This window comes from Hymenobacter negativus, from assembly GCF_016056375.1.
Lineage (GTDB): Bacteria > Bacteroidota > Bacteroidia > Cytophagales > Hymenobacteraceae > Hymenobacter > Hymenobacter negativus_A.
Genome location: NZ_JAEDAE010000001.1, coordinates 798058 through 823222, shown reverse-complemented (window position 1 = coordinate 823222; position 25165 = coordinate 798058). Strand labels below are relative to the sequence as shown.

20 protein-coding genes and 1 tRNA gene are annotated in these 25165 nt (G+C 58.3%); 12 read left to right on the top strand and 9 right to left on the bottom strand.

Annotation, left to right across the window (positions count from 1 at the left end; all coding sequences use genetic code 11):
• Window positions 1-8: 8 nt before the first annotated feature.
• The 8 genes from I7X13_RS03565 to hisIE all read left to right on the top strand — a co-directional run bounded on the left by I7X13_RS03565 (window position 9) and on the right by hisIE (window position 10336).
• Window positions 9-2612, top strand: a complete 2604-nt coding sequence (locus tag I7X13_RS03565) for a TonB-dependent receptor (RefSeq protein WP_317191517.1) — start codon at window positions 9-11, stop codon at window positions 2610-2612.
• A 402-nt stretch (window positions 2613-3014) separates the two neighbouring features.
• Window positions 3015-3866 (top strand): ATP phosphoribosyltransferase, encoded by an 852-nt coding sequence (hisG, locus tag I7X13_RS03560; protein WP_198074375.1) that lies wholly within the window; start codon window positions 3015-3017, stop codon window positions 3864-3866.
• Between the two features lie 11 nt (window positions 3867-3877).
• Complete coding sequence (gene hisD / locus I7X13_RS21865; RefSeq protein ID WP_317191516.1) at window positions 3878-6280, top strand: histidinol dehydrogenase; 2403 nt, start codon at window positions 3878-3880, stop codon at window positions 6278-6280.
• A 45-nt stretch (window positions 6281-6325) separates the two neighbouring features.
• Entirely contained in the window at window positions 6326-7432 is a 1107-nt protein-coding gene (gene hisB / locus I7X13_RS03550) for a bifunctional histidinol-phosphatase/imidazoleglycerol-phosphate dehydratase HisB (RefSeq protein WP_198074374.1), read from the top strand.
• A 67-nt stretch (window positions 7433-7499) separates the two neighbouring features.
• The gene (gene hisH, locus I7X13_RS03545) at window positions 7500-8087 is read left to right on the top strand and encodes an imidazole glycerol phosphate synthase subunit HisH (RefSeq protein ID WP_198074373.1); all 588 of its coding nucleotides are present in this window, start codon (window positions 7500-7502) and stop codon (window positions 8085-8087) included.
• A 32-nt stretch (window positions 8088-8119) separates the two neighbouring features.
• A complete protein-coding gene (locus I7X13_RS03540; protein WP_198074372.1) occupies window positions 8120-8836 on the top strand; it encodes a 1-(5-phosphoribosyl)-5-[(5-phosphoribosylamino)methylideneamino]imidazole-4-carboxamide isomerase in 717 nt (238 codons plus the stop codon).
• A 39-nt stretch (window positions 8837-8875) separates the two neighbouring features.
• A complete protein-coding gene (hisF, locus tag I7X13_RS03535; protein WP_198074371.1) occupies window positions 8876-9631 on the top strand; it encodes an imidazole glycerol phosphate synthase subunit HisF in 756 nt (251 codons plus the stop codon).
• Window positions 9632-9661: 30 nt separating this feature from the next.
• On the top strand, window positions 9662-10336 hold the full coding sequence (gene hisIE, locus I7X13_RS03530; protein ID WP_233454648.1) for a bifunctional phosphoribosyl-AMP cyclohydrolase/phosphoribosyl-ATP diphosphatase HisIE: 675 nt from the start codon (window positions 9662-9664) through the stop codon (window positions 10334-10336).
• Between the two features lie 84 nt (window positions 10337-10420).
• On the opposite strand, the gene I7X13_RS03525 is transcribed toward hisIE, so the two are convergent.
• From I7X13_RS03525 to I7X13_RS03505, 5 genes are all read right to left on the bottom strand, one after another.
• Window positions 10421-11470 carry a hypothetical protein gene (locus tag I7X13_RS03525; RefSeq protein ID WP_198074370.1) on the bottom strand — a complete coding sequence of 350 codons (1050 nt, stop codon included), beginning with the start codon at window positions 11468-11470 and terminating at the stop codon, window positions 10421-10423.
• A gap of 869 nt (window positions 11471-12339) precedes the next feature.
• Entirely contained in the window at window positions 12340-13497 is a 1158-nt protein-coding gene (locus tag I7X13_RS03520; protein WP_198068430.1) for a tetratricopeptide repeat protein, read from the bottom strand.
• A gap of 184 nt (window positions 13498-13681) precedes the next feature.
• Window positions 13682-16327, bottom strand: coding sequence for a DNA gyrase subunit A (gene gyrA / locus I7X13_RS03515; RefSeq protein WP_198068429.1), 2646 nt, complete (start codon window positions 16325-16327; stop codon window positions 13682-13684).
• 225 nt (window positions 16328-16552) lie between these two features.
• Complete coding sequence (locus I7X13_RS03510) at window positions 16553-16783, bottom strand: hypothetical protein (RefSeq protein WP_198068428.1); 231 nt, start codon at window positions 16781-16783, stop codon at window positions 16553-16555.
• Between the two features lie 57 nt (window positions 16784-16840).
• Window positions 16841-17488, bottom strand: a complete 648-nt coding sequence (locus tag I7X13_RS03505) for an HD domain-containing protein (protein ID WP_233454647.1) — start codon at window positions 17486-17488, stop codon at window positions 16841-16843.
• Between the two features lie 133 nt (window positions 17489-17621).
• On the opposite strand from I7X13_RS03505, the gene I7X13_RS03500 reads away from it, so the two are divergent.
• Window positions 17622-18446, top strand: coding sequence for a phosphatase PAP2 family protein (locus I7X13_RS03500; RefSeq protein WP_198074369.1), 825 nt, complete (start codon window positions 17622-17624; stop codon window positions 18444-18446).
• Window positions 18447-18538: 92 nt separating this feature from the next.
• Here the strand turns inward: I7X13_RS03500 and I7X13_RS21335 are convergent, their stop codons facing one another.
• The 4 genes from I7X13_RS21335 to I7X13_RS03485 form a co-directional block, all read right to left on the bottom strand.
• Window positions 18539-18736: a hypothetical protein gene (locus I7X13_RS21335; RefSeq protein ID WP_213019008.1), complete on the bottom strand. Its 198-nt coding sequence runs from the start codon at window positions 18734-18736 to the stop codon at window positions 18539-18541.
• 122 nt (window positions 18737-18858) lie between these two features.
• Window positions 18859-18934, bottom strand: a tRNA-Thr gene (locus I7X13_RS03495).
• 122 nt (window positions 18935-19056) lie between these two features.
• Window positions 19057-21525 (bottom strand): DUF349 domain-containing protein, encoded by a 2469-nt coding sequence (locus I7X13_RS03490; RefSeq protein WP_198074368.1) that lies wholly within the window; start codon window positions 21523-21525, stop codon window positions 19057-19059.
• Between the two features lie 90 nt (window positions 21526-21615).
• Window positions 21616-22170: a YqgE/AlgH family protein gene (locus I7X13_RS03485; protein ID WP_198074367.1), complete on the bottom strand. Its 555-nt coding sequence runs from the start codon at window positions 22168-22170 to the stop codon at window positions 21616-21618.
• Between the two features lie 252 nt (window positions 22171-22422).
• Here I7X13_RS03485 and pdxH point away from each other — a divergent pair, with 252 nt between their 5' ends.
• The 3 genes from pdxH to I7X13_RS03470 all read left to right on the top strand — a co-directional run bounded on the left by pdxH (window position 22423) and on the right by I7X13_RS03470 (window position 25117).
• Window positions 22423-23073, top strand: coding sequence for a pyridoxamine 5'-phosphate oxidase (gene pdxH, locus I7X13_RS03480; protein WP_198074366.1), 651 nt, complete (start codon window positions 22423-22425; stop codon window positions 23071-23073).
• A gap of 128 nt (window positions 23074-23201) precedes the next feature.
• The gene (locus I7X13_RS03475) at window positions 23202-24530 is read left to right on the top strand and encodes a DUF1015 domain-containing protein (protein ID WP_198068371.1); all 1329 of its coding nucleotides are present in this window, start codon (window positions 23202-23204) and stop codon (window positions 24528-24530) included.
• Window positions 24527-25117, top strand: a complete 591-nt coding sequence (locus I7X13_RS03470; protein ID WP_198068370.1) for a Maf family nucleotide pyrophosphatase — start codon at window positions 24527-24529, stop codon at window positions 25115-25117. The genes I7X13_RS03475 and I7X13_RS03470 overlap by 4 nt, the downstream gene beginning before the upstream one ends.
• Window positions 25118-25165: the final 48 nt, after the last annotated feature.

Below are 25165 nucleotides of genomic sequence, written 5' to 3'. Positions count from 1 at the left end.
TAAGCCCCGTGAAACCACCCGCTACCTCGCCGTTGCCAGCAGTGCCAGTTATTAGGAAAGTTGAGTGCCGCCTGGTGTTGCTGGGCGGTCTGGCCCTCGTGGCATTGCCGGCCGCTACGGTGCAGGCCCAGACCACCAGTCCGGAGCAAACGACGCCCGGCGCACTCGTAACCCTCACGGGCACGCTGCGCGATGCCAGCGGACAGCCGCTGGAACTGGCCGCGGTGGGAGTGGAGGGCCAGCCCGGCGGCACCAATACCAACGCCGACGGCGCGTTTGCGCTGCCCGTGCGCGTGCCGGCCGGGGGCCAGAGTGTGGTGCTGGTGGTGCGCCGCCTGGGTTTTATCACGCTGCGCCAGCCCTTGCAACTGCCCGGCGATGCCGGCAAACCCCTGCGCCTGACCATGCGCCTCGATACCAAGGCGCTGAGCAACGTGCGCGTGACAGGCCGCTCCGACCAGGCCGATACCCGCGAGCAGGTCAGCATTACGCGCATCGACCCGCGCTCGGCCAAGGAGCTTCCTTCGCCGTTTGGTGATTTCAACGCCATTCTCAAGACGCTGCCTGGCGTGGTGTCGAATAACGAGCTGAGCAGCACCTATAATGTGCGCGGCGGCAACTACGACGAGAACCTGGTGTACGTCAACGGCTTCGAGATTTACCGGCCGTTTCTGGTGACCTCGGCCCAGCAGGAAGGGCTGAGTTTCATCAACCCCGATTTGGTGAAGCAGGTGGAATTCAGCAGCGGCGGCTGGCAGCCGAAGTACGGCGACAAACTGGCCTCGGTGCTGAGCGTGGATTACAAGACGCCAGAGAAGTTTGCGGCCTCGCTCACGGCCAGTCTGGTGGGCGGCGCGGCCCACGCCGAAGCCCGCTCGGCTAACGGCCGCGTGAGCTACCTGGCCGGCGTGCGCTACAAGAACGCGCAGTACGTGCTGAGCTCGCTGAAACAGGCGCAGGGCGGCTACAATCCTACGTTCTACGACGCGCAGGCCTTTGTGAACATCGGCCTGGGCAAGAAAGAGGACCTGCAGCGCACCACGCTGGGCCTGCTCGGCGTGGTGGCCCACAACGATTACCGCTTCTCGCCCGAAACCGGCCAGGCCACATTCTCGACCGGGACCAACCAGTTCACCCGCGTGTTCATCGCCTACGATGGCCGCGAGCGGATGCAGTTCGATACCTACCAGACGGGCCTCAACCTGAAGCACGACTTCTCCTCGAAACTGCAGATGGAGCTGCTGGGCTCGGCCCTGATTTCGCGCGAATTCGAGTACCGCGACGTGGAAGCGGCCTACACCTTTGCTGAAATTAACCGCGACCCCAACTCACCCGATTTCAACCAGGCCGTGCGCCAGCGCGACATCGGTTCGCAGTTCAAGCACTCGCGCAACAACCTCACGGCCCGGATTTTTACGGCCGAAACCCGGGGGCGCTGGACGCCCGCCGCCAACCACACCGTGCGCTGGGGTGCTAAAATTGGCCGTGAAAAAATCACCGATAAGCTCGACGAGTACAGCTTTGCCGACTCAGCCGATTTTGTGCCCGATGCCCGCCGCACGCGCCTGTTGTCGGATTTGAGCCTAGAAAGCACCCGTACCCAGGGCTTCGTGCAGGACACCTGGAACCTCGATTCGCTCACTACGCTCACCTACGGGACGCGGGCGCACTACTGGACCACCAACGGCCAGCTGGTCGTCAGCCCGCGGGTGCAGTTCTCGCAAATCAGCCGTTCGCACCCCAACCGCTCGTTTAAGGCGGCCGTGGGCGTGTACTACCAGCCACCGTTCTACCGCGAGCTGCGTAACCAGGCCGGCGACCGCACCGACCCCAGCCAGCCCCTCATCCAAACCGCCAACTTGAACGTGGAGCTGCGCGCCCAGAAATCCTACCACTTCATTGTGGGCAAGGAAATCAGCTTCCAGCAATACGGCCGGCCGTTCAAGTTCTCGGCCGAGGCCTATTATAAGTACCTCACCGATGTGGTGCCCTACGATGTGGACAACGTGCGCCTGCGCTACTTCGCCAAGAACAACGCCCGTGCCTACGCCGCCGGTTTCGACACGCGCATCAGCGGTGAATTTGTGAAAGGGGCGGAATCCTGGTTCAGCCTGGGCCTGCTCACCACCCGCGAAAACGTGGACGGCGACTCCATGAACGTGGTTGATGCCAACGGCAAAGTGACCGGTCGCGAGCCCAAAGGTTTCATCCGCCGGCCGCAGGACCAGCGCCTGAACGTGGGCATCTTCTTCCAGGACCACCTGCCGAATAATCCATCGGTGCGCGGCTACGTCAACTTCGTGTTCGGAACCGGTCTGCCATTCAGCCCCCCCAACCTGCCCGACCTGCGCGGCACCGCCGACCTCACCCGCAGCTACAACCGCGTCGATTTGGGCTTCTCCAAAGTGGTGGGCCTGAAAAACAACAACGCCCCCAAAGCCCATTTCTACAGCTTCGAAAGCCTCTGGCTGGGCCTGGAAATCCTGAACGTGTTTGCCGCCAATAACGTGGCCGGCTACAGCTACCTGCAGGATGTGAATGGCGTGACGTATTCGGTGCCCAGCTACCTGTCGCAGCGCGTGGTAAACCTGCGCTTGATTGCACGCTTCTAGCGCCGAATAGTAAAGGTTTCGAGTGCAGCGCGGACTACAAAGTCCGCGCTGCACTCGAAACCTTTACTCTAGCTTGCCCGTTTGGCATTCCGAATTACCTTTGCAGCCGCAATGACCGCCTTCGCCTTTTCGTTTTCACTGGTTTCGCTTCCCGCTTCGGCTGGCAGCTGGGCTGTTGTGGGCCACGGTCATCATCACCACCATCTGTGGGAGGCCGGGTTGTGTGCCGGGTGCTAGCCTAGCACCGGTTGCCCGAGTCTCCACCGCCGCGTTCGGGGTGCGTGCCCCGGGCTTCACCGTTTCACTTTGCGGGAAATTCAGCCATACGTCGTCAAAATTGCGTTAGGGCTATATCCAATGGTCGTGCCCTGTCGGGGCCGCGCCCGCTAGCTACCCCATTTCATGCTCCGTTTAGCAATTCAAAAGTCCGGCCGTTTGAGCGAGGACTCCCTGGCCCTCATCCGCGAGTGCGGCATCAATTTCCTGAGCACTTCCTACAAGCTCAAAACGGAAGCCACCAATTTTCCGCTCGAAATTCTGTTTCTGCGCGACGATGACATTCCCGGCTACGTGAAGGACGGCGTGGCCGACCTCGGTATCGTGGGCCAGAACGTACTGGTCGAAGCCGGCTACCCGAATCTGGAGGTCGAAACCCTGGGTTTCAGCAAGTGCCGCCTGAGCCTGGCCGTACCCCGGGCCGACGCTTACGCATCGGTTGAGTCGCTGCAAGGCAAAAACATTGCTACGTCGTACCCCAACATCCTTGGTCGCTACCTGGCCGGGCACGGCGTTCAGGCCAACCTGCACACTATCAGCGGCTCGGTCGAAATCGCGCCCAGCATCGGCCTGGCCGAGGCCATTTGCGACATCGTGAGCAGCGGCTCGACCCTGCTGGGCAACGGCTTGCGCGAAGTCGAAACCGTCTTCCGCTCCGAGGCCGTGCTCATCGCCCAGCCCAATCTCACGCCCGAGCAGCAGGACCTGTTGGAGCAGCTGCAGTTTCGGATGCAGGCCGTGCGCCGCGCCAAGCGCAGCAAATACATATTGCTGAATGCGCCCATTTCGGCCCTCGAGGAAGTGCGTCGCCTGTTGCCGGGCATCAAGTCGCCCACCGTCACGCCGCTGGCCGAGGCCGGGTGGGTGTCGGTGCAGTCGGTGGTGCAGGAAGACGAGTTCTGGCACATCACCAGCCAGCTCAAAGCCGTGGGCGCGGAGGGCATCCTCGTGCTGCCCATTGAAAAGATGATTGCCTAGCCCGGTTTGCCATGCAGCTCTATTCCTATCCCGACCCCAGCACCTGGCCCGCGCTCCAGCAGCGCCCCGCCGCGGCCGAAGCGCCTCAGGTAGCCGCCCGCGTCCGGGCCATTTTCGAGCAGGTGCGCGCCGGCGGCGACGCCGCGCTGCTGACTTTAGCTGCCGAACTCGACAAGGCCACGCTCCCCAGCCTGTTGGTTTCCGAGGCCGAGTTTGCCGCAGCGGTTACTCATGTTCCGGCCGACTTACAAGCCGCCATCCGCCAGGCCAAAACCAACATCGAAGCCTTTCACGCGGCTCAGCGCGAGCCGGAGCTGCGGGTTGAAACCATGCCGGGCGTGGCGTGTTCGCGCCGGGCGGTGCCGGTGCAGCGCGTGGGGCTGTACGTGCCCGGCGGCTCGGCCCCATTGTTCAGCACGCTGCTGATGCTGGGCGTGCCGGCCCGGCTGGCCGGCTGCCCGGAGGTAGTGGTGTGTACCCCGCCGCAGTCCGACGGCTCGGTGAGCCCGGTCATTCTATTCGTAGCGCAGCTCCTGGGTATTGATAAAGTCGTGAAAGCGGGCGGGGCGCAAGCCGTGGCGGCCCTGGCCTTGGGTACCGACAGTGTGCCGGCCGTAGACAAGATTTTTGGACCCGGCAACCGCTACGTGACTGCCGCCAAGCAGTTGGCCGCTGCCGAATTTGGGGTAGCCATTGATATGCCCGCCGGCCCTTCGGAAGTCTTAATCATCTCCGATGCCAGCGCTCAGCCCGCATTTGTCGCCGCCGATTTATTATCCCAGGCCGAGCACGGCCCCGATTCGCAAGTAGTGGTGCTGAGCGATTCCAGAGCGGTACTCGAGCAAGTGCAGGCCGAAGTGGCCCGCCAGCTGGCTCTGTTGCCCCGGCGCGATGTGGCCGCTCAGGCGCTGGAAAGCAGCCGCGCTATTCTGCTGCCGGATGCCAATAGCATGCTGGAGTTCTCCAATCAATACGCGCCTGAACACCTTATTCTGGCCACCGACCACGCCGATGCGCTGGCCGCTCGGGTCACTAACGCGGGCTCCGTTTTCCTGGGCCACCTCACGCCCGAAGCCGTGGGCGACTATGCCTCCGGCACCAACCACACGCTGCCCACCAGCGGCTACGCCCGTCAATACAGCGGCGTGTCGCTCGATTCGTTCGTGAAGAAAATCACCTTCCAGCGGCTGTCGGCCCAGGGCTTGCAAGCCATCGGCCCGGTTGTAGAAACCATGGCTGAAGCCGAAGGCCTCGCCGCGCACGCCCGCGCCGTCACCCTGCGACTGGATGCGCTGAATGCCAATGCGGGCCCAACCGTTGACGTCACGTCGGCGAATCCCTACGCCGGCCTCATTCGCCCCAGTGTGGAGCGGATGCAGCCATATTCTTCGGCCCGCGACGAGTTTGAGGGCATGGCCCCGGTTATGCTCGATGCCAATGAAAACAGCCTGGGTTCCGTCGGCCCCTATGATTTCAGTCGTTACCCCGACCCCCACCAGCGCGCCATCAAGGCCGATTTGGCCCGCCTCAAGGGCGTTCAGCCAAACCAGATTTTCCTCGGCAATGGCTCCGATGAAGCCATCGACCTGCTTGTGCGCCTCATCTGCACGCCGGGCCAGGACAGCATCGTTATCTGCCCGCCCACCTACGGGATGTACGAAGTGGCCGCCAACCTCAACGACGTGCGGGTCGAGCGCCTGCCGCTGACTGCCAATTTTCAGTTGCCCGCGGATGCTGCCGAAAAACTGGCCGCTTCCAATGCCAAGCTGGTTTTCCTGTGTTCGCCGAACAACCCCACCGGCAATCTGCTGGCGCAGGATGCCCTTGAGACCATTCTGCGCAGCTTCCGGGGCCTGGTCGTCGTCGACGAAGCGTACGCTGATTTTGCCGATGCCCCCAGCTGGATTACGCGCCTAGCCGAGTTCCCGCGGCTGGTGGTCATGCAGACCTTTTCAAAGGCCTGGGGCTTGGCCGGTTTGCGGCTGGGCGTGGCGTACGCGTCGGCACAGCTCATTGCCTATCTCGATAAAATCAAGCCCCCGTACAATATCTCGGCTGCCACCCAGCAGCACGCGCTGGCGGCGTTGGCGGCCGCGCCGTGCCTGCCCGAAATGCGGGCGGAATTGTTGGACGGTCGGCGTTGGCTTATTGAGCAGTTGGACCAGGTAGCTATGGTGGAGCACATTTTTCCCTCCGATGCCAACTTTCTGTTGGTACGCTTCAACGCCGATGCTACCGCCGTGTACGACCAGCTTCGTCGCCGGGGCATCGTGGTGCGCAACCGCACCACCCAGCCCGGCTGCGCCGGCTGCCTTCGCCTTACGGTAGGAACTGCGGCCGAAAATCGTCAGCTTGTGCAGGCACTGACTGAAATCGGGGCAGAAACACAGGTTCAGGTTGCCCCAATCCAATAATTACCGCTAACCCTCGGTATTCTCGTACCCCTTAATCTATTTGAATTGAAAAAGGCGCTTTTTATCGACCGCGACGGTACCATTCTCGTGGAGCCGCAGCCCAGCCAGCAAATTGACGGCCTCACGCCTGATAAGTTTCAGTTTTTGCCAGGGGCCATCAGTGCACTGGCACGCATTGCCCGCGAGTTGCCCGAGTATGAGCTGGTGCTGGTTACCAACCAGGACGGGCTGGGCACGGCGAGTTTTCCGGAGGATACTTTCTGGCCGGCTCATCAGCTGATGCGCGATATACTGGCCAACGAAGGCGTGCATTTTACCGCTGAGCACGTTGACCGAAGCTTTCCGCACGAGGGACTGCCCACTCGCAAGCCCGGGACGGGCCTGCTCGGTCAGTACCTCGACCCCGCTAACGAATACGACCTGCCCAACTCCTACGTCATCGGCGACCGACTCACCGATGTTCAACTCGCGGAAAATCTCGGCTGCCAGGCCATATTGATAGGAGAGGAGCCTGACCCCCGCGCCGCTCTCACCACCACAAGCTGGGATGCCATTTACCATTTCTTACGTTACCCGGCCCGGGTGGCTGCTATCGAGCGCAACACCAACGAAACCCAGATTGCCATCCGGTTAAATCTGGACGGCAATGGCCAAACCGATATTCACACCGGTCTGGGCTTTTTCGACCACATGCTGGAGCAACTGGGCCGCCACAGTGGCGTTGATTTACACATAAGTGTAAAAGGGGACTTGCACATCGATGAACATCACACGGTTGAGGACACGGCCCTTGCATTAGGGACAGCCTTTTCCCAAGCGCTGGGTAACAAACGGGGCCTGGCCCGTTACGGTTTCTTGCTGCCCATGGATGAGGCCCTTGCTCAAGCCGCTATTGACTTCTCTGGGCGGCCCTGGCTGGTGTGGGATGCCGAATTCAAGCGTGAGCGGGTAGGGGACTTACCCACGGAGTTGTTCTTCCACTTCTTCAAGTCCTTCACCGATAATGCCCGGGCAACCCTCAATATTTCCTGCCGAGGCGACAACGAGCACCATAAGATAGAAGCCATTTTCAAAGCAGTAGCTAAGGCTATCAAGATGGCACTGCAACGCGATGAATCGGGCGCTATACCCAGCACCAAGGGTATTTTGTAGCAAGTAAAAATAATGTATAATGCCAAATGAGTAATAAATATTATTCATTTGGTTAATAAGATTAGTTATGGAAATTGCAGTAGTGGATTACAAGGGAGGCAACGTGCAATCCGTGCTTTTTGCTCTTGAAAGACTGGGCGCGCAAGCCACCCTTACTGCCGACCCTGAAACATTGCGCTGCGCCGATAAGGTGCTTTTCCCAGGTGAAGGCGAAGCCTCATCAGCCATGCAGGCACTGCGAGAGTCCGGTCTCGACCTCATTTTGCCCGCCCTAACGCAACCGTTCCTGGGCATCTGCCTGGGGATGCAGCTGCTCGGTACGCACAGCGAAGAGAACGATACCCCCTTGCTTGGCCTGCTCCCTTTCAAGGTGCAGCGTTTCGCCCCCGATGCGGCTCACAAGGTCCCGCACATGGGCTGGAATAACCTCCAGGCCTTAAAAGGCCCATTGATGGCGGGCCTCACCGAGGCCGACCACGTCTACTTCGTACACAGCTATTACGCTCCCGTGGGTTCTTATACCATCGCGCAAGCCGCGCACCCCGGGCCATTCAGTGCGGCCGTGCAACACAAAAACTTCTTCGGCGTGCAGTTCCATACTGAGAAAAGTGGGCCGGTGGGTACCCGCATTCTCGCCAATTTCCTCGCGCTTTAGTCAGCGCCATACATCACGAAATCCGACATTCAGTGGAAATTATTCCAGCTATCGACCTTATCAACGGCCAATGCGTGCGGCTGAGCGCCGGCGACTTTGCCCGGCAAACCACTTACGACGCTAACCCCGTCGCCGTGGCTCAGCGGTTTGCCGATGCCGGTTTGCGCCGCCTGCATCTGGTCGACCTCGACGGCGCCCGCGCCGGCCACCCGGTCAATCTGGCCGTGCTGGAGGCCATTGCCCGCCAGACCAGTCTCGATATTGATGCCGGCGGTGGTATCCAAACCGAAGCCGCGTTGGCCCAGGTATTGGCAGCGGGCGCGGCTCACGCCACGGCCGGCAGCCTGGCCGTGCGTGAGCCTGCCACCGTGCAGGCCTGGCTGGCCCAGTACGGCGCTGATACCATTTTCCTGGGTGCTGATTACAAAGACCAGCACATTGTCATCAATGCCTGGGCCGACCAGAGCACGCTGACGCTGACCGGTTTCATCTCCGGATACCTGGCTGCCGGCGCTAACACGTTTATTTGTACCGATGTAAGCAAGGATGGGCTTCTGCAAGGGCCCTCGCTGCCTGCCTACCGTTTGCTGGTTCAGCAGTTCCCCGCTGCGCGTTTTATTGCGAGTGGCGGGGTCACCACAATCACCGACTTGGAACAGCTGGCCGAGGCCGGCATGCACGGGGCCATCATTGGCAAGGCGCTGTACGAGGGCACCATTGCCCTGGCCGATTTGCAACGGTTCCTATAGTTATTCCATTCGCTCGGTTTTCCCTAAACGGTATTCATTGTGGTTAAAAAAAGACTTATTCCTTGTCTGGACGTGCGCGACGGCCGCACCGTCAAGGGCATTCAATTTGAGGGCCTGCGCGATGCCGGCGACCCGGTGGCGCTAGCCGCCCGCTACGCCCTTGAGGGAGCTGACGAATTGGTATTTCTCGATATCACGGCCACCAATCAACGCCGCCAGCCCCTTACGGAACTCGTGCGCGACGTAGCCCGCGTATTGGACATTCCCTTCACCGTAGGCGGGGGGATAAGCACCGTGGCCGATGTAGAAGCCTTGCTGCTGAGCGGAGCCGATAAGGTTTCCATCAATTCGGCTGCCCTCGCGCGTCCCGCTTTTATCACAGAGTTGGCCCGTCGTTTTGGCTCCCAATGCGTCGTGGTAGCCGTCGATGCCCGCCTGATGGAAGGCGAGTGGCAGGTAATGACGCGGGCTGGCACTACGCCCACCGGCCGGCAGGCGGTTGATTGGTGTCGCGAGGCCGCCGATTTGGGGGCCGGCGAGCTCCTGCTCACCTCTATGAGCCACGATGGCACCAAAGCCGGTTTTGCCTTAGAGATAACCCGCGCGGTGGCCGATGCGGTATCGGTGCCGGTTATTGCTTCGGGCGGGGCCGGGCAGCCGTCCGACTTCACGGCCGTATTTGAAGCTGGGGGCGCTGATGCTGCTTTGGCGGCCAGCATTTTCCATTTCAACGAAACGGCTTTACCTGCGCTGAAACGGTATTTGCATAATGCGGGTATTGCCGTCCGCCTGTAATGCTGGGTTTCACTATTTTACACAGATAATATGTCTTCTGCTTCCATTTCGATGCCCCCCGGCACCCTTCGCTTTGATGAGTCTACCGGTCTGGCCCCGGCAATTATTCAGGATGCTGATACTGGCCAGGTGCTGATGCTCGGTTATGTGAATGCTGAAGCATGGGCCAAAACATTGCAGGAGGGAAGAGTTACCTTCTTCTCAAGGTCGAAAAACCGGCTTTGGACCAAAGGTGAGTCAAGCGGCAATTTTCTAACGGTGGTAAGCACACATATTGATTGCGATGCCGACACCGTTCTAATTCGGGCGCTGCCCGCCGGTCCTACCTGTCATCGCGGCACCGTAAGTTGTTTCGTGCAAGCCAATGAAGCAGTTGCGCCCTCTGCTCCAATAGGCTTTCTCGCCAGCCTCGAGCGTCTAATTGCCGAGCGGCACCGCTTTCCCGAACGTGCCCCAACTTCTTACACCGTATCCCTTTTCAACAAAGGCATCGCCAAAATCGCTCAGAAAGTAGGCGAGGAGGCAGTTGAAACGGTAATTGATGCAGTTGCAGGCAGTCATGGCACCCTGCCCGGCGAGGTTGCCGATTTGTTGTACCACCTGCTCGTCCTCCTGGAAGCTTCTGGTGTCACTACGTCGCAGGTTATGGATGTTCTTCAGGAACGTCACCGTCTGCCCAACACACGTCATCTATCTGAGCTGTGATGTTGAGCCCCGCGATTCCTGCCGACTACAACAAATTTCTCATTTTGAATTTGTTGTAGTCGGCAGGAATCGCGGGTGCTCGTCTCAGCCTTTTATCTGTCGGCGAATTTTCTCGAGTATGGCAATGGCTAAAGTTATATCTTCTTCTTCATTGATAGACAGTTCTGTGCTTACGCCAGGTCCTTGAATTTGAATTTGATAGCTTGCTTTTGTACTCAACGTTTGGAGTGTTGTTGGTAAGGGCGGAGGGTTTTTACTTATCTCGATATCGTTGTCTGAATTGTGTAAGGCAATGTCAGGCTGGTTCACTCTTTCGGGATTTTCATCTCTCGGTTCGACAGACTGCGTTACCTGATTTGTTGTGAACCCAAATAAGCTGGCAATTGCATCAGTATTCCTGTTCTGTGCAGCATTGGCGACAGCTTTCGTTCGAATGGTATTACCCACTGTCGATGGTTCCAGATTAGTCTGGTGTTCAGGAAAAGGCCCTTCATATGATGTTTTCTCTTCCGCCCTTTCTCCTCGAAGAGCATCATGAAGAGCATCGTTTGATAATCTTGTAGGTTTTGGAGTCGGTGAAAGTTCATCTTCCGGATGGAACATGTTTACTCTAGGTGCTGGAGCAGCTAGTTGTTGCCTAGGGGGTTGTTTTGAGGCAAATGCATCTATATCAGCCATGGTATTGTGTTCATCCAATAGCCCGACCATCCTGCAACCATCCACGAATGCTTTCGCTACGCCCTGCGCATTGATTTCTTCTACTCCAAACTCCCTTATTAGCATCACATCCAGCATTTGAACAGGGAGTTCTCGTGACCGGAATTTGCGGCAAATCTGAGTAAAGAGGGGTGGAGTTAGGAATGCTTCCCTGTGGAAGGCTAATTCCTCCTGTTTGTCATAGGCGTGCTTAATTCTTTTGAATAGTGTGGTGGTGGTTAGTAGTTCTCGTTTGCTGGTTATAAGTCCAAACTTAACGGCAGAACCAATAATGGCCTTAAATGACCCACTCACTTTTCTATTAAGTTTTCTTGCCGCGGTTTCGATTGTGCATTTTCCGCCAGTGTCGTCTGTTATTTCGGCAAGTTCCCAGGCTCCGGTATAACTCGTACGTGGGTAGTCTATAAGTTTAGGCATGGTGTAAAATTTAAGTTGGCTGGGTTGCGTGATTATTTTTCGGTAAAAAAAAGTAAAAAATAGGTAATTTATGTACTTTTATGAACTTTATATATGATGTGCGTATTATACTGCTAATATAAGTACAAGTGTGCTTACGTATTACCTTCATTCGATGTTTTAAAGCGCTGTTTTAGTATCTTAAGATGCTATTGATGCATCAGTTCTTGAGAAAATTTATTGCTTCTCAGAAACAATCACTCTACATTGTCGCAAATGGTGCACTAAAAGAGCAATAGAATTATGTACTAATCAGCAGAGTAGGGGAGCCCAATTAATTAAGTAATAAAAAGTATATGCCTTACCGGTTTTGTACTTTTTATTACTTAAATATATTGCGCTCCTTTGAATGCCCAACAACATATAGCTGATAGTTTATAGGTTGGAACCGCTGCTATTTAACGTACCTTGGCTATTCTGCGACCAGATAAATACTTAATAGCAGTACTCTGCTTCAGTCACAAAGTGAACAGCCTGTGGCGCGACAACCAACGCGCGCCACCGAAACGAAGCACTTTCCCAGGCCTCTCAATAGCTCGACCACCAACCCAAAGCGCCCAAGTTTATCCCCGAATCAACCCACAGCTTCCTCATGCGAATGTACCAGTACTCGGAGCGCCCAAACCATCACAGGCCCAATTATAGAGCGGTGCTGAGAGCACTTTTGCTCATCAAAATCATCGCCAGCTAGACTCCTATATTTTCCCATTAATCTGTCTTATAATTTATATTATGTTAAATTAAATCTGGGAAAACACGGCTTTCTCTAATATCCACAAAAAAAGGCCCGCTTTTTAGCGGGCCTTTTTGCAGCTTACAATATTACTCCCCTACTTCTTCAGACTCTGAAGCTTAGCATTGAGTCTTTCAGAATCGGCAGTCCGACCCAACCGGAAGTACACTTTCTGCAACGAAGCTAAAGTATTACGGTCATCAGGCTGCAACTGGAGCGCTTTCTCGAAATACGGAACAGAGGCCTCAAAGTACTTTTTACCTTCTGCTTCAAATTTCTTCCCTGAGGCTTGATATGTTTTCAAGTCCATTTTACTGGCCTTGGTGTATGCATCCGCAGCCTTGTTGTAGTTGTAAACCCCAAGATTGAATTGCGCATCAAAGTTGTTGGGGTCCAGTTCAACTGCCTTTTTATAGTCAGCCAAGGCCAAGTCGCTTTTCTTCTGCTGGTCATACATCGAACCACGTACTGCGTAAAGGTTCGAATTACCTGGGTCGGCAACAATAGACTTGTTAATTTTAGCGAGAGCGTCTTCGCCTTTGCCGCTGGCAAGTGACATATTCAGGTCTTCCAGCATGAAAGCCTTATTGGTGGGATAAGCAGCTAGAGCCTGCTGAACCACCTTGGCGGCTTCCGCATTGTCATTTTGCTGCTTAGCCATTTGGAGCAAGCGTGAATACAAAGTCACCGACTTATAATTCATCCCCAGCAACTGATTATAGCTGGCTTTAGCACCGGCATAATCTTGTTTGGCTTCCGATGCATAAGCCGAATAAAGAACAGCCGTGGTATCCTGGGGCTTAATCTTGGAGGCTAGCTTATAGCTCTCGATGGCTTTATCGTATTCCTTGGCATTATAGCTATTTACAGCATCGTTGAACGCACGACCGTAAAGACCGTCCATTCTAGCAACTGCTTGCTTACCGAACTCGCCATCTTTGGTATCGAGTTCAATGGTCTTGTTATACGACTCATACGCTTTCTGAACGCCTTCACCCGGCTGCAGCTGCTTGCCGTAGATAGGGCTTTCCAGCATGCCTTGATAAATCTCACCACGGGTGTACCAGGTTTTGGCTTTGCCCATGGTCTTCTCATTTACAATGGCTTTGTCGATGTCCGTGCGGGCTTTATCCAACAAGCCAGAGCGCTGGTTCAGAATGGCGTTGGTGACGGCTGAAGTTTGGGCGTTAACCACCGAAGGCAAAGCACCGGCCAGGGAAACGGCGACGGCAATCGTCAGAAATGTCTTCTTCATGAGTTCGGGAATATGCCGGTAGTCAAGCACTGACTAAAAGTCAATCAGTTTGAAACCAGCGGGGAAAATGAAAATAAGTGAGTTTGAAGGCAGAACCCGTATCCGGAAACGAGGACTTCCGCCCTTGGGTTCGTCAAAAATAAACGGGGCGACCCAAATGGACCGCCCCGCTCCTATTCAGCAATTATGCCAAGTCATCGGATTCCGATTCATCATCGGAATCATCCTCATCGTCGCTGTCTTCTTCCAGCTCGTCATCGGTTTCGTCAGCCTCATCGGCCTCATCGGCAACAACTTCGTTATCAGCACTATTCAAAGCAGCGAAACCCAACGCTCCAGCTTCTGCAGTGGTAGCGAGCAGTGCTGCTTCGGTTTCTTCTTCTTTCTCTTCAGCAGCCACTTTAGCTACCGAAGAAATTTCATCGTTGCCGCTGATTTTAATCAGTCGCACGCCTTGCGTCGCGCGGCCAATGGTACGCAAATCACTCATGCGCAAGCGAATGGTGATGCCCGACTTATTAATAATCATCAGGTCATCGGAATCATTAACATCCTTGATGGCCACTAGATTACCGGTCTTTTCGGTGATTTTCATGGCACGCACGCCCTTGCCACCACGTTTGGTAACGCGGTATTCTTCCAACTGGCTACGCTTGCCGAAACCATTTTCGCTCACCACCAACAATTCCTGCGTTGGGTCGGCTACGCAAACCATGCCCACCACGCGGTTACCGGGCACATCTTCAAGGCGAATACCGCGCACACCAGCTGCGGCACGCCCCATCGAGCGAGCTTCGCTCTCGTTGAAGCGAACGGCGCGGCCCGTGCGTGAAGCCAGGATGACCTCGGAATTGGGCACAAGCAGCTGCACGTCCAGAATCCGGTCGCCTTCGTTGATGGTGATGGCGTTGATGCCGGCCGTGCGAGGGCGAGAATACGCTTCGAGCGGGGTTTTCTTCACCGTGCCCTGCTCGGTGCAGAACATCAGGAAGGTGTTTTCGAGGTAATCCGGGTCTTTCAGGCCGCGCACGTTGAGTACAGAGCGAACTTTGTCCTCCCGTGGAATCTCGATGAGGTTTTGCAGGGGCAAGCCTTTGGTCGCCTTCCCTCCTTCCGGCACTTCGTACACCTTGAGCCAGAACACCCGGCCAAGCTCCGTGAAGAACAACAGGTACTCGTGGGTAGTAGCCACGAAGAGGTGCTCCGTGAAGTCGTCCTTCTTGGATATGGCCCCGCGCGAACCCGCGCCCCCACGGCCCTGGGCGCGGTACTCGTCCAGGTTGGTGCGCTTGATGTAGCCTTCGCGGGAAATGGTGATGACCATGGCCTCGTCGGCAATCATGTCTTCGGTCGAGAAATCACCACCGATGTAGTTGATTTCCGTGCGGCGGGCATCGCCGTACCGCTCCCGGATGTCTTCCAGCTCGGTTTTGATGATGCCGCGCTGCAATACTTCCGACTCGAGCACCGATTTCAGGTAGTCGATGAGCTTCATCAGCTCGTTGTACTCGGCCACAATCTTGTCGCGCTCCAGGCCGGTGAGGCGCTGCAGGCGCATGTCCAGAATGGCGCGGGCCTGAATTTCGCTCAGGGCAAAACGCTCGATGAGCTGGCCGCGGGCCACCTCGGGGTCGCGCGAGCCACGGATGAGGGCAATGACCTCGTCCAAATGGTCGAGGGCAATGAGCAGGCCTTCGAGAATGTGAGCGCGCTTTTGAGCCTCGGCGAGTTCGAAACGCGTGCGGCGCACAATGACCTCAGCGCGGTGCTCGACAAAGTAATGGATGAGCTGCTGGAGGTTCAGCGTCATGGGTCGGCCTTTCACAAGGCACACGTTGTTGACACCGAAGGAGCTTTGCAGCTGCGTTTTCTTGAAGAGGTTGTTGAGCACTACGCTGGCCATTGCGTCTTTCTTCAAATCGAACACAATGCGCATGCCATCGCGGTCCGACTCGTCGCGCAGGTCCGAAATGCCTTCGAGCACCTTGTCGTTGACCAGCCCCGCGATTTTCTCAATCATCGCCGCCTTGTTCACCATGTAGGGAATTTCGGTGATGACGATTTGGTCTTTACCGGTCTTGCTGGTTTCAAACGTGTGCTTGGCGCGCATCACCACGCGGCCGCGGCCGGTTTCGAAGGCCTGCTTTACGCCCTCGTAGCCGTAGATAATCCCACCGGTAGGGAAGTCGGGCGCAGTGACGTGCTGCATGAGCTCGGCCACGGTGATGTCGGGGTTATCGAGGTAGGCAATGATGCCGCTCACGACCTCTGTCATGTTGTGCGGGGCCATGTTGGTGGCCATGCCCACGGCAATGCCCGACGTGCCGTTTACCAGCAGGTTGGGAAATTTGGCGGGCAATACGCTGGGCTCTTCGAGCGAGTCGTCGAAGTTGGGCTGAAAGTCAACCGTGTCTTTGTCCAGGTCGCCGAGCATTTCGTCGGCAATGCGCTTGAGGCGGGCCTCGGTGTAGCGCATAGCGGCCGGTGAGTCGCCATCGACGGAGCCGAAGTTGCCCTGGCCGTCCACCAGCGGGTAGCGCAGGCTCCAGTCTTGGGCCATACGCACCATGGTATCGTACACCGAGGAGTCGCCGTGTGGGTGGTATTTGCCCAACACCTCGCCCACGATACGAGCCGATTTCTTGTAGGATTTGTTGTAGCCCACGCCCAGCTCGCTCATGCCGTAGAGCACGCGGCGGTGCACGGGCTTCAGGCCGTCGCGCACATCAGGCAGGGCCCGGGAGATGATAACCGACATCGAGTAATCGATGTAGGCGCCCCGCATCTCGTCTTCGATGTTAATCGGAATGATTTTTTCGCCTTCCGCCATTGAGGGGGTTGATAGGCGGCTTAAAAAAACCCAAATACGTGGGTTTTCAGCCGCAGGGTGAATGGTTCTTTATACGCGTGCGAAGATACAATAAAAAGGCCGCAACGGCAAGCGCTGCGGCCTTTTTCGGGCATAAATCGGACGGGCAATAAGTGGGTGCCATTCCGGCAAAAAAACCAGCAAAACCACTAAATCAGCCGCTTCCCTCCTGCTGCCGAAACCGGCTTACCGGATGGACTTGCTATGGTCGTTGTCGTGCTTGGCGGGCTTGGAATTGTAGACCTTGATTTTCTCGCCAATGGCTGGGTTCTGCTTTTTCCAGAGCGGTTGCCCCCGGTATTTTACCCCACTGTGCATGTGCACCTTGCGCGTATGGCAGGATTCGATGGGACAGGTGCGGCAACTGACCACGGCCAGCAGCAGCAGGCAGAACAACGAGCGTAAAAACAGCTTCATAGGGCAAAGGTAACGCATATGACAAGCGGCACAGGCAATACCGCCGAATTACGCTTTTTAGTCCTCGCCGTCCCACTCGGCCAGGAAGCGCGCCACGTAGGCTTCCATGAAAGCATGGCGCTCCCGAGCTATGACACGGGCACCATCGGTATTCAGCCGGTCTTTGAGGTGGAAAAGCTTTTCGTAGAAGTGGTTGAGCGTGGGGGCTGTGTTCTTCTGGTAGCTGGCGAAGCTGTCGTGCGCGACGGGTGCAATGGCGGGGTCGTGCAGCGGCCGGCCGGCATGCCCGCCGTAGGCAAACGCCCGCGCAATGCCGATGGCCCCAATAGCATCCAGGCGGTCGGCATCCTGCACCAGGGCCGCTTCGATGGACGACACCGGCGTGGCCACGCCCAGCCCTTTGAAGGAAACCTCTCGGATGACGGTTTCGACGCGGGCAATGGTAGCTTCGGGTACCTGCTGGCTGAGCAGCCAGGCGCGGGCGGCGCGAGGCCCAGCCTCATAATCGCCGCCGTGAAATTTCCAATCGGCAATGTCGTGGAGCAGGGCGGCCAACTCGGTTACCGTCGAATCGGCTTCAGGATGGGCGGCAGCCAGACGGCGGGCCATCAGCCAGACGCGGCGAATGTGCGCCCAATCGTGCCCACTGCCTTCACTGGCGAACTTGTCTTCGATAAAGCGGGCGGTGGTGGCAATTACGTCCAAGAGAGTTGAGAGAATACGATGAGAAAGTAGCGAACCTTGAGTGGCGCCGCTGTAAGCCAAGCAAAAGTACAGGCACGTTTCACTACACTTACACCTTGCGTCGCGTACTTCGTCTTCTCAAAGCCTCATTTTTATGATTTCCCGCTCATTACTTTCGCTGGCCCTGCTCCTGGCATTGGCAGCGTCGCCGCAGTTGGCGGCCGCACAGGTGCCCCTGGCCACGCCTGCGCCGGCCGATACCACCCACAAGTATCAGAACGCCGGCGGGGTGTCTTCGCCGGTCAAAAAATCGTTTTTCAAAAGCAAAGGGTTTCGGGCCAGCATCATTCCGGCGGTGCTGATTGGCTACGGTGTCAGCACCATCAACGACCACGGCTTTTACAGCTCCTATGATGCCAAAAACGATATTCGCCACGTGTTTGGGAATTATCGCAACCACATCGATGACTATCTGCAATGGGCACCCTACCTGGAAATTCCTGTGGTGCTGCTGGCCGGAGTTGAGTCTCACAACGACCGGCTAAACCTCGGGCTTGTCATCGTGAAAAGTGAGCTGATTATGCTTTCATCGGTGTACGTGGTAAAAACGCTCACCGGCATCGAGCGGCCCGATGGCTCCAATAACCTCTCGTTTCCGTCGGGGCACACGGCGCAGGCATTTCTGGCGGCCAGCATCGTGCACACCGAGTTTCGGGACAAGAGCCAATGGTACGGCATCGGGGCCTACACGCTGGCCACCAGTGTGGCCGCGTTTCGCATGATAAACAACAAACACTGGGAATCGGACGTGGTGGCCGGGGCGGGTTTCGGAATTCTCTCGGCGCACGTGGCTTACCTCACCCACCGCAACCGCTGGGGCCACAAGCCCACCGGCCGGGGCGTCGGGGACACCAGTTTCATGCCCATGTGGACCCCAGCAGGCGGCCCGGGCCTATGCTTGACGTGGCGGCCTAGGTAGTTGCTGAATTCATCTGGGTACAATGGCAAAAAAATTGCCCTGCCGAAATTGAATAATTTCGGCAGGGCTATTTTGCTTTAAGCGTATCTCAATCAGATAACCGGGGGTTCAGTCCTATCCGGGCTCGTGGTACCGAGCGTTTCCTGTTCATCGAAAGCTTCCAACTCAACTTCCCGTTGCCACAGCTGGTCGGGGTTAAACACACTGGTTGCGGCAACCAAGTCCTCAAGCAGATGGTCGTCAGCTGTTCCTTGCTCTTCCGGATTCAGGGGCATTTCATTTGGTTCCATAAGTTGTCTACGGAAACACAGCGCTTCGCGGCTGTTGTGGGGTGAGTGATGATGGAAACTGTTGGAAGTATCCCAGCAAAAAGCCCGTTGTAATCCGGGGATTACAACGGGCTTTTGCCTTGTGGAGCCGCCTGTCGGACTCGAACCAACGACCCTCTGATTACAAGTCAGAAGCTCTACCAACTGAGCTAAGGCGGCGGGTTGGTGGTGCAAAAGTAAACAGCCGCCGCCGCTTTCCCAGCAGTTGGGCCACATTTATCGAAAAAAAGAAGGCCGACATGGTGGATGCCGGCCTTCATTTCTGGATTTGGAAGCGCTAATTAGCTGCGAATCATCCGCAACTGTTTTTTAAGCGCTTCGATGCGCTTCTGCCCTTCCGCAATGCGGCCCTGGTACTCCTCACGGAGCTGGGTAGCATTTTTGGAGCGGGCGAAGAAATCGAGGTTGGTTTGCAGCGTGGCCGCGTCGTTTTCCAACTCGTTGATTTCTTTGCGCAGGGCCATTTCCTTGCGCGTGAGTTGCTGCTGGGCCTGCGGACGGGCCTTGAGGCGCGCCACTTCGGTTTGGAACAACAGGTCGGCGCGGTCGGCGTAGCTCAGGCCGGGCACGTGGTCGAGGTACTTACCCAGCAGGGACAGTAGTTGCTCTTCGCTGCGGTCGGCGGTGCCACGGTTGGGTTGCTCATCGTTCGCATCGAACTCGGTGGCCCACCCGGCCAGGATGGCGCGGAAGCCTTCGAGCGAGCCGGGAGCATCGGCGGTGAGGGCATTCACCTGCTCCGCAATTTTGTCGAGGTGCGCGGTTTGCTCCGCCGACGACTGCTGCACTTTCTCCTCGCGAACGCGGGCTTCCTGCTTGGGGCGCTCAAACACGGCGTCGCAGGCAGCGCGGAAGCGGTGCCAGAGCTTATCGGCGAGCTTATCGGGCACGCGGCCCACGTCTTTCCACTCCTTCTGCACCCGGATGATAACCTGACGAGCGGCATCGCCGTCGGGGTTATTGGCGGCTTCCTCGGCCTGGTCGATGAGGGCCTGCTTGGCCTTCACGTTGGCCGACTTCTCATTATCAAGCGACTTGAAGAAGTCGTTTTTCCGATTGAAGAAAGCCTTGTAAGCGGCCCAGTATTGCTTGTTCAGGGCATCGGCCTGGGCGCGGGGCACGAGGCCGGCGGCTTCCCACTCGGTTTTGATTTCCTGCAGCTCGTCGGTTTTCGAGCGCCACAGGTTCACGCGGTCGGTGTCGAAGGTGGCGAAAGGCAGCACGCGCTCCAGCAGGGCCTGCTTCACTACGAGGTTAGCTTTCTCTACGGTCGAGCGCTGGTCCACGAACTCCTTGCGGCGCTGGTGCAGCACATCCGAAGCGGCGATGAAACGCTGCCACAGCGGCTCGCGCTGGTCATTGGGCACGGGGCCGATGTTCTTCCAGTCCTCGTGAAGCTTGGTGAGCTCATCGAGAGCCTTGTTGATGCCGGGGGCTGAGCCCAGGGCTTCGGCACGCTTGATGAGGGCTTCCTTGGCCTCCTGGTTGCGGCGGCGGTCCAGGTCCTTCATTTGCAGGAACTGGCCCTGCTTGCTGTAATAAATGTCGAGCAGGCCGTGGTAGGTATCCCAGATGCCCTGGCTGTCGGACTGCGGCACGGCGCCGGTGGCTTTCCACTCAGCTTGCAGGGCTTTTAGCTTAGCCGAGCTGTCCTTGGTTTCGGCAGCATCCACTAGGGTGCGGAGCTGGTCGAGCAGGGCTTTCTTCTTGATGAGATTGTCCCCGCGACTGGCATCCTCGGCTTTGGCATCTTTGGCACGGCTCTCGCGGAACTCCTGCAGGGCCTTATTGAGCTCCTGCTGGCCCTCGGGCTGCTGGAAGGCAAAAGCCTCGGCACCCTCGCCACCGGCCGCAAATTTTTCGCGGGCAGCGGTGCGGGCCAGGCCCACGTTGGTTTCGTATTGGCGGGTGAGGTCCGAAATCTGCTTGCGGTTTTTGCCCGCGTTGGGGCTGCGCAACAGGCTAACCAAGTAATTGGCCTGAGCGGGCAGGTCGAGCGCCGTGAAATCGGGAACCACGGTTTCGGCAGCACCTTCGCTTTCCACTCCAGTGGGTTCCTCGCCGGCATCAATGGCTGCCACGTCGGCCGGAGCCGCATCCAGCGGCGTTTCCGAAGAGGTGGGCAGGGTGGCCAGCGGCTCCTGGGCGGCTTCCAGCTCCGGAGCATCGTGCAGTTCCACGGTAGGCAACTCGGCAGTCTGGTTTTCGATGGTGGCGGCCGTGTTCGGGCCACTCAGCGTTTCGGGGTCGGCAATGGGCGCGGGGGTGGCGCTGTCGATGTGCTCGGCGGCAGGCAACGCATCCGGATTGGGCGTGGTAGCCATTTCTTCGCCGTAGTGCGCCACGGCCCGGGCCTGCGGGGCCGAAATGTCGCTGCCATCAACCGTTACCGAATCGGGAACGTGCTGAGCGGTTTCGGCGGCAGCGGCGGCTTCTGGGGTGCCGGGTGCGGGCGCGGTGCTGCCCAGGTCGGTGGTGATTACGGCCGCGGCGGGTGCTTCGGCGGTGCCGGCACCATCGGGCTGGCCAGCGGCCAAATCAGGCGTGCCCTGGGCGGGCAGTTCTACCTGGGTTTCGCCGGCCGCGTTGGGCGTGGGCGTAGCCGAGGGCGCAGCATCAGCCGCCGGGGCAGCCGGAGCCGATTTGCTCTGAATCTCGGCCAAACGGCGTTGCAAAATGGACATCCGGTCCTCGGCGGCCGGGTCGGGGCCACCGGCGAGCGGGGCAGTGGGGTTTTCTTCAGCAGCCATAAAACTTCGTAAAAGCCAGCCCTGAATCGGGGGCCAGAGGAGAGAGCAAAAAAAAGTGGGAATAAAACAAGTGTTCGGGCAAAACCTGCATCAGTTCAGGCGAGGGTCGACGGGATAATTGGCCAGCACTTTGAATTTGCCGCCTTTTTCCCGCAGAATTTCCCGCCAGAACGCATCAGATGCCAAAGTAAACACTTTCCCGGCGCTTGCGGGGTGCCGTATCCAACTCTGCCCCTGCATTTCGCCTGCCAGCTGGCCCGCCGACCACCCCGAATACCCGGCAAATAGACGCACCTCATCGGCCGCCACGGCTCCGCTGCCCAGCAGCCCGAGCAGGATTTCAAAGTCGCCGCCCCAGTACACTTCCTGGCCCAGGGCGGTGGCGCCGGGCAGGTCGGCCCGGCGGTGCAGGTAGTGCAAGGTGTTGGGCTCGACGGGGCCGCCCACGTAGATGGGCACCATGGCGGCGGCCGTGGCTTCGGGCGGCAGGTCGAGCACGTCGTCGAGCACGAGGCTGGTGGCGCGGTTCAGCACGAGGCCGAAGGAGCCGTCAGTAGGTTCGTCGCGGCAGAGCAGAATCACGCTGCGCTCGAAATTGGGGTCGCCGAGAAAGGGCTTGGAGATGAGCAGAGTACCGGGCCGCATGACCAGAAGAATTTGAAGAATGAGGAATAAAGGAGACGCAGCAGCCGGTGGCGGGTGCACTCACACGGGCTGCCTTGCCTTGCGCGGGTTCGTATCTTGCGCCTGCAAGGCCCCGGCAACCGCACTGGCAGCATAAGTAAGACTGCCTTTCGCAGAAAAATGTTCCTCTCACTTCTACGCGAAACCACCGCCACGGCGGTTGCCTAATGCTTATAATTAGTTTCCCGCTCCTGCCTCCGCTAACCCTAGCTCATGATTGACCCGCACCTTGCCGACCTGCGCAAAACCTACGCCCAACGAACCCTTTCCGAAGCCGATGTGCTGCCCGAGGCCGTGCCGCAGTTCCGCGCGTGGCTGGAGGAGGCCTTGGCCGCTCAGGTCGACGAGCCCACGGCTATGACCGTGAGCACGGTGTCAGCCGCCGGGCAGCCGTCGTCGCGCGTGGTGCTACTGAAAGGGCTGCCGGATGATGCCGGATTTTTGTTTTACACCAACTACGACTCGCGCAAGGGCCATGAGCTGACCGCGCAGCCGCTGGCGGCGCTCAACTTCTTCTGGCCCGGCTTGGAACGGCAGGTGCGCGTGGAAGGCCGCGTGGAAAAAGCCCCGGAAACAATGTCGACCGAATATTTCCAGAGCCGGCCGCGCAGCAGCCAAATCGGGGCCTGGGCCTCGCCGCAAAGCCAGGTAATCGGCAGTCGCGAAGAGCTGGAAGCCCGCGAAGAAGCCGTAGCCGAAGAATTTGGTGCGCAAGACACGCTGCCGCGCCCTGCCCACTGGGGCGGCTACATCCTGCGCCCCACGCGGCTGGAGCTATGGCAGGGCCGGCCCAGCCGCCTGCACGACCGCATCGTGTATGAGCTGGAAGGTGCGACGTGGAAACGCAGCCGCCTGGCCCCGTGAAATTTCATTTAACAATTAACATTTATCATTTAACAGTCGAACACTGCGAATAGCGGGCATCGAGCGAAAATGTAAATGATGATTGTTAGCGTGTTAAATGATAAATGTTAATTGTTAAATGAACACCCTTGGCTGAAATTCAACCCCTGCGCGGCTGGCGCTACAACGCCGTGCTTAGCGCCAACATAGACGCTTACGTTTCGCCGCTGTTCGATGTGGTATCGGCAAAGCAGCGGGAAGCGCTTTACCGCAACCCGCTTAATTCCATTCACCTGTCGGTGCCCCGGGGCGATGACCCAGCCGAGGAAGCGCTAGTACGGCTGCGTGAGTGGGAAGCCAGCGGCGTGCTAAGGCAGGACGAACTGCCCGGTATTTACGTCTATTACCAGTATTTCCAGCTGCCCGGCAGCCCCCGCCAATATTGCCGCAAGGGCTTCATGTGCCACATTCGGGCTTATGACTGGGACGAGAACGTGGTGTTGCGCCACGAAAACACGCTGCCCGCTTCGGTGAACGACCGGGCCGAGCTACTGGCCCGCACCCAGTTCCAGACCAGCGCCACGCACGGGCTGTACCGCGACGAGGATTTTGAGCTGGAAGCCTACCTGGACGAAGCCATGCTTTCGCCGCTGGTGGAAACCGAGGAAGACTACCAGGGCGCCCGCGACGTGCTGGCCGTAATTCAGGACGCGGCCGTTATCCGGCGGTTTCAGGAGGTGCTGGCCCGCCGCGAGGTGATTCTGGCCGACGGCCACCACCGCTACGAAGGCTCGTTGGCCTACCGCCAGGCCCGCGAGCTGGCCGCTGAGGGCCATGCCACCGGCCGCGAGCCCTGGAACTACCACCTCATGTACCTTACCAACGCCGCAGCCGACGACCTGCGCATTCTGCCTACCCACCGCCTGCTGCTGGACCTGCCCGGCAACCCGAGCCCCGGTGAGCTGCTGGACCGGCTGGCTCCCTATTTCACGGTGCTGCCCATTGAAGATGCCAGCGGCCTGCCCGAAATCATTGCGGGCAAGCAGTGGGCTTTCGGCTTGTACATTGAGGGCGAGGCGTTCAAAATCCGGCTTCGGCCTGAGGTTCACGCGCAGCTGAATTGGGACACGACCGAAGAAGTAAAGGCCCTCGACTTGACGGTCCTGCACTTTTTCGTGCTGGAAAAAGTGCTGGGCATTGTGGGGCCGGATGCGCAGCGGGCGTGGCCGGGCGTGGCCTATGTGCGCAACTTCACCGAATGCCTGCAGCGCGTGGACCGCGGCGAAGCCCGGGCGGCACTCATCGTGAACGAGGTGACCATGGCCGAAGTGGAAGCGGTGTGCCATTCCGGAGCCGTGATGCCCCCGAAATCAACTTTTTTCTATCCCAAAACCATTGGCGGTTTCCTTTTCAGCAGCATTGCCGATGAGGAAGCTGGCAACGCCTTCGCCGAGCATTTCCAGGCCAATCCCGCGTGAAACTCGTTCTAGCTTCCAACTCGCCCCGCCGCCGCCAGCTGCTGACGGACATGGGCCTGCCCTACAAAATCCGGCTGCGCGAAGTCGACGAGGACTTTCCCGCCCACCTGCGCCGGGCCGAAGTAGCCGAATACCTCGCCGCCCACAAAGCCGCCGCCTACGCCCCCGACCTGGCCCAGGATGAGCTGGTCATCACGGCCGATACCATCGTCTGCCTCGAAAACGACGTACTCAACAAGCCCGCCGACCGCGCCGAAGCCACCGCCATGCTCACCCGTCTGCAGGGCCGCGCCCACGACGTATTCACAGGCGTGTGCCTGCTGGCCGGCGACGGCCGCCAGGTCGTGTTCTCGGACCAGACCACCGTGCACTTCCGCGCGCTGAGCCCGGCCGAAATCGGCTACTACATCGACACCTGCCAGCCCTATGACAAGGCCGGCTCCTACGGCGCGCAGGACTGGCTGGGCATGGCCGCCATCACCCGACTCGAAGGCTCTTACTTCAACGTGATGGGCCTGCCCACGCACCGCGTCTGGGCAGAGCTGGAAGCCTTGGGCGCTCTGCCTGGCAATGCGCAGCTGCGATGAGTCCGCAGGCAAAGCAGCCGGGAGCACGCTTTTTTGGCATATTATCGG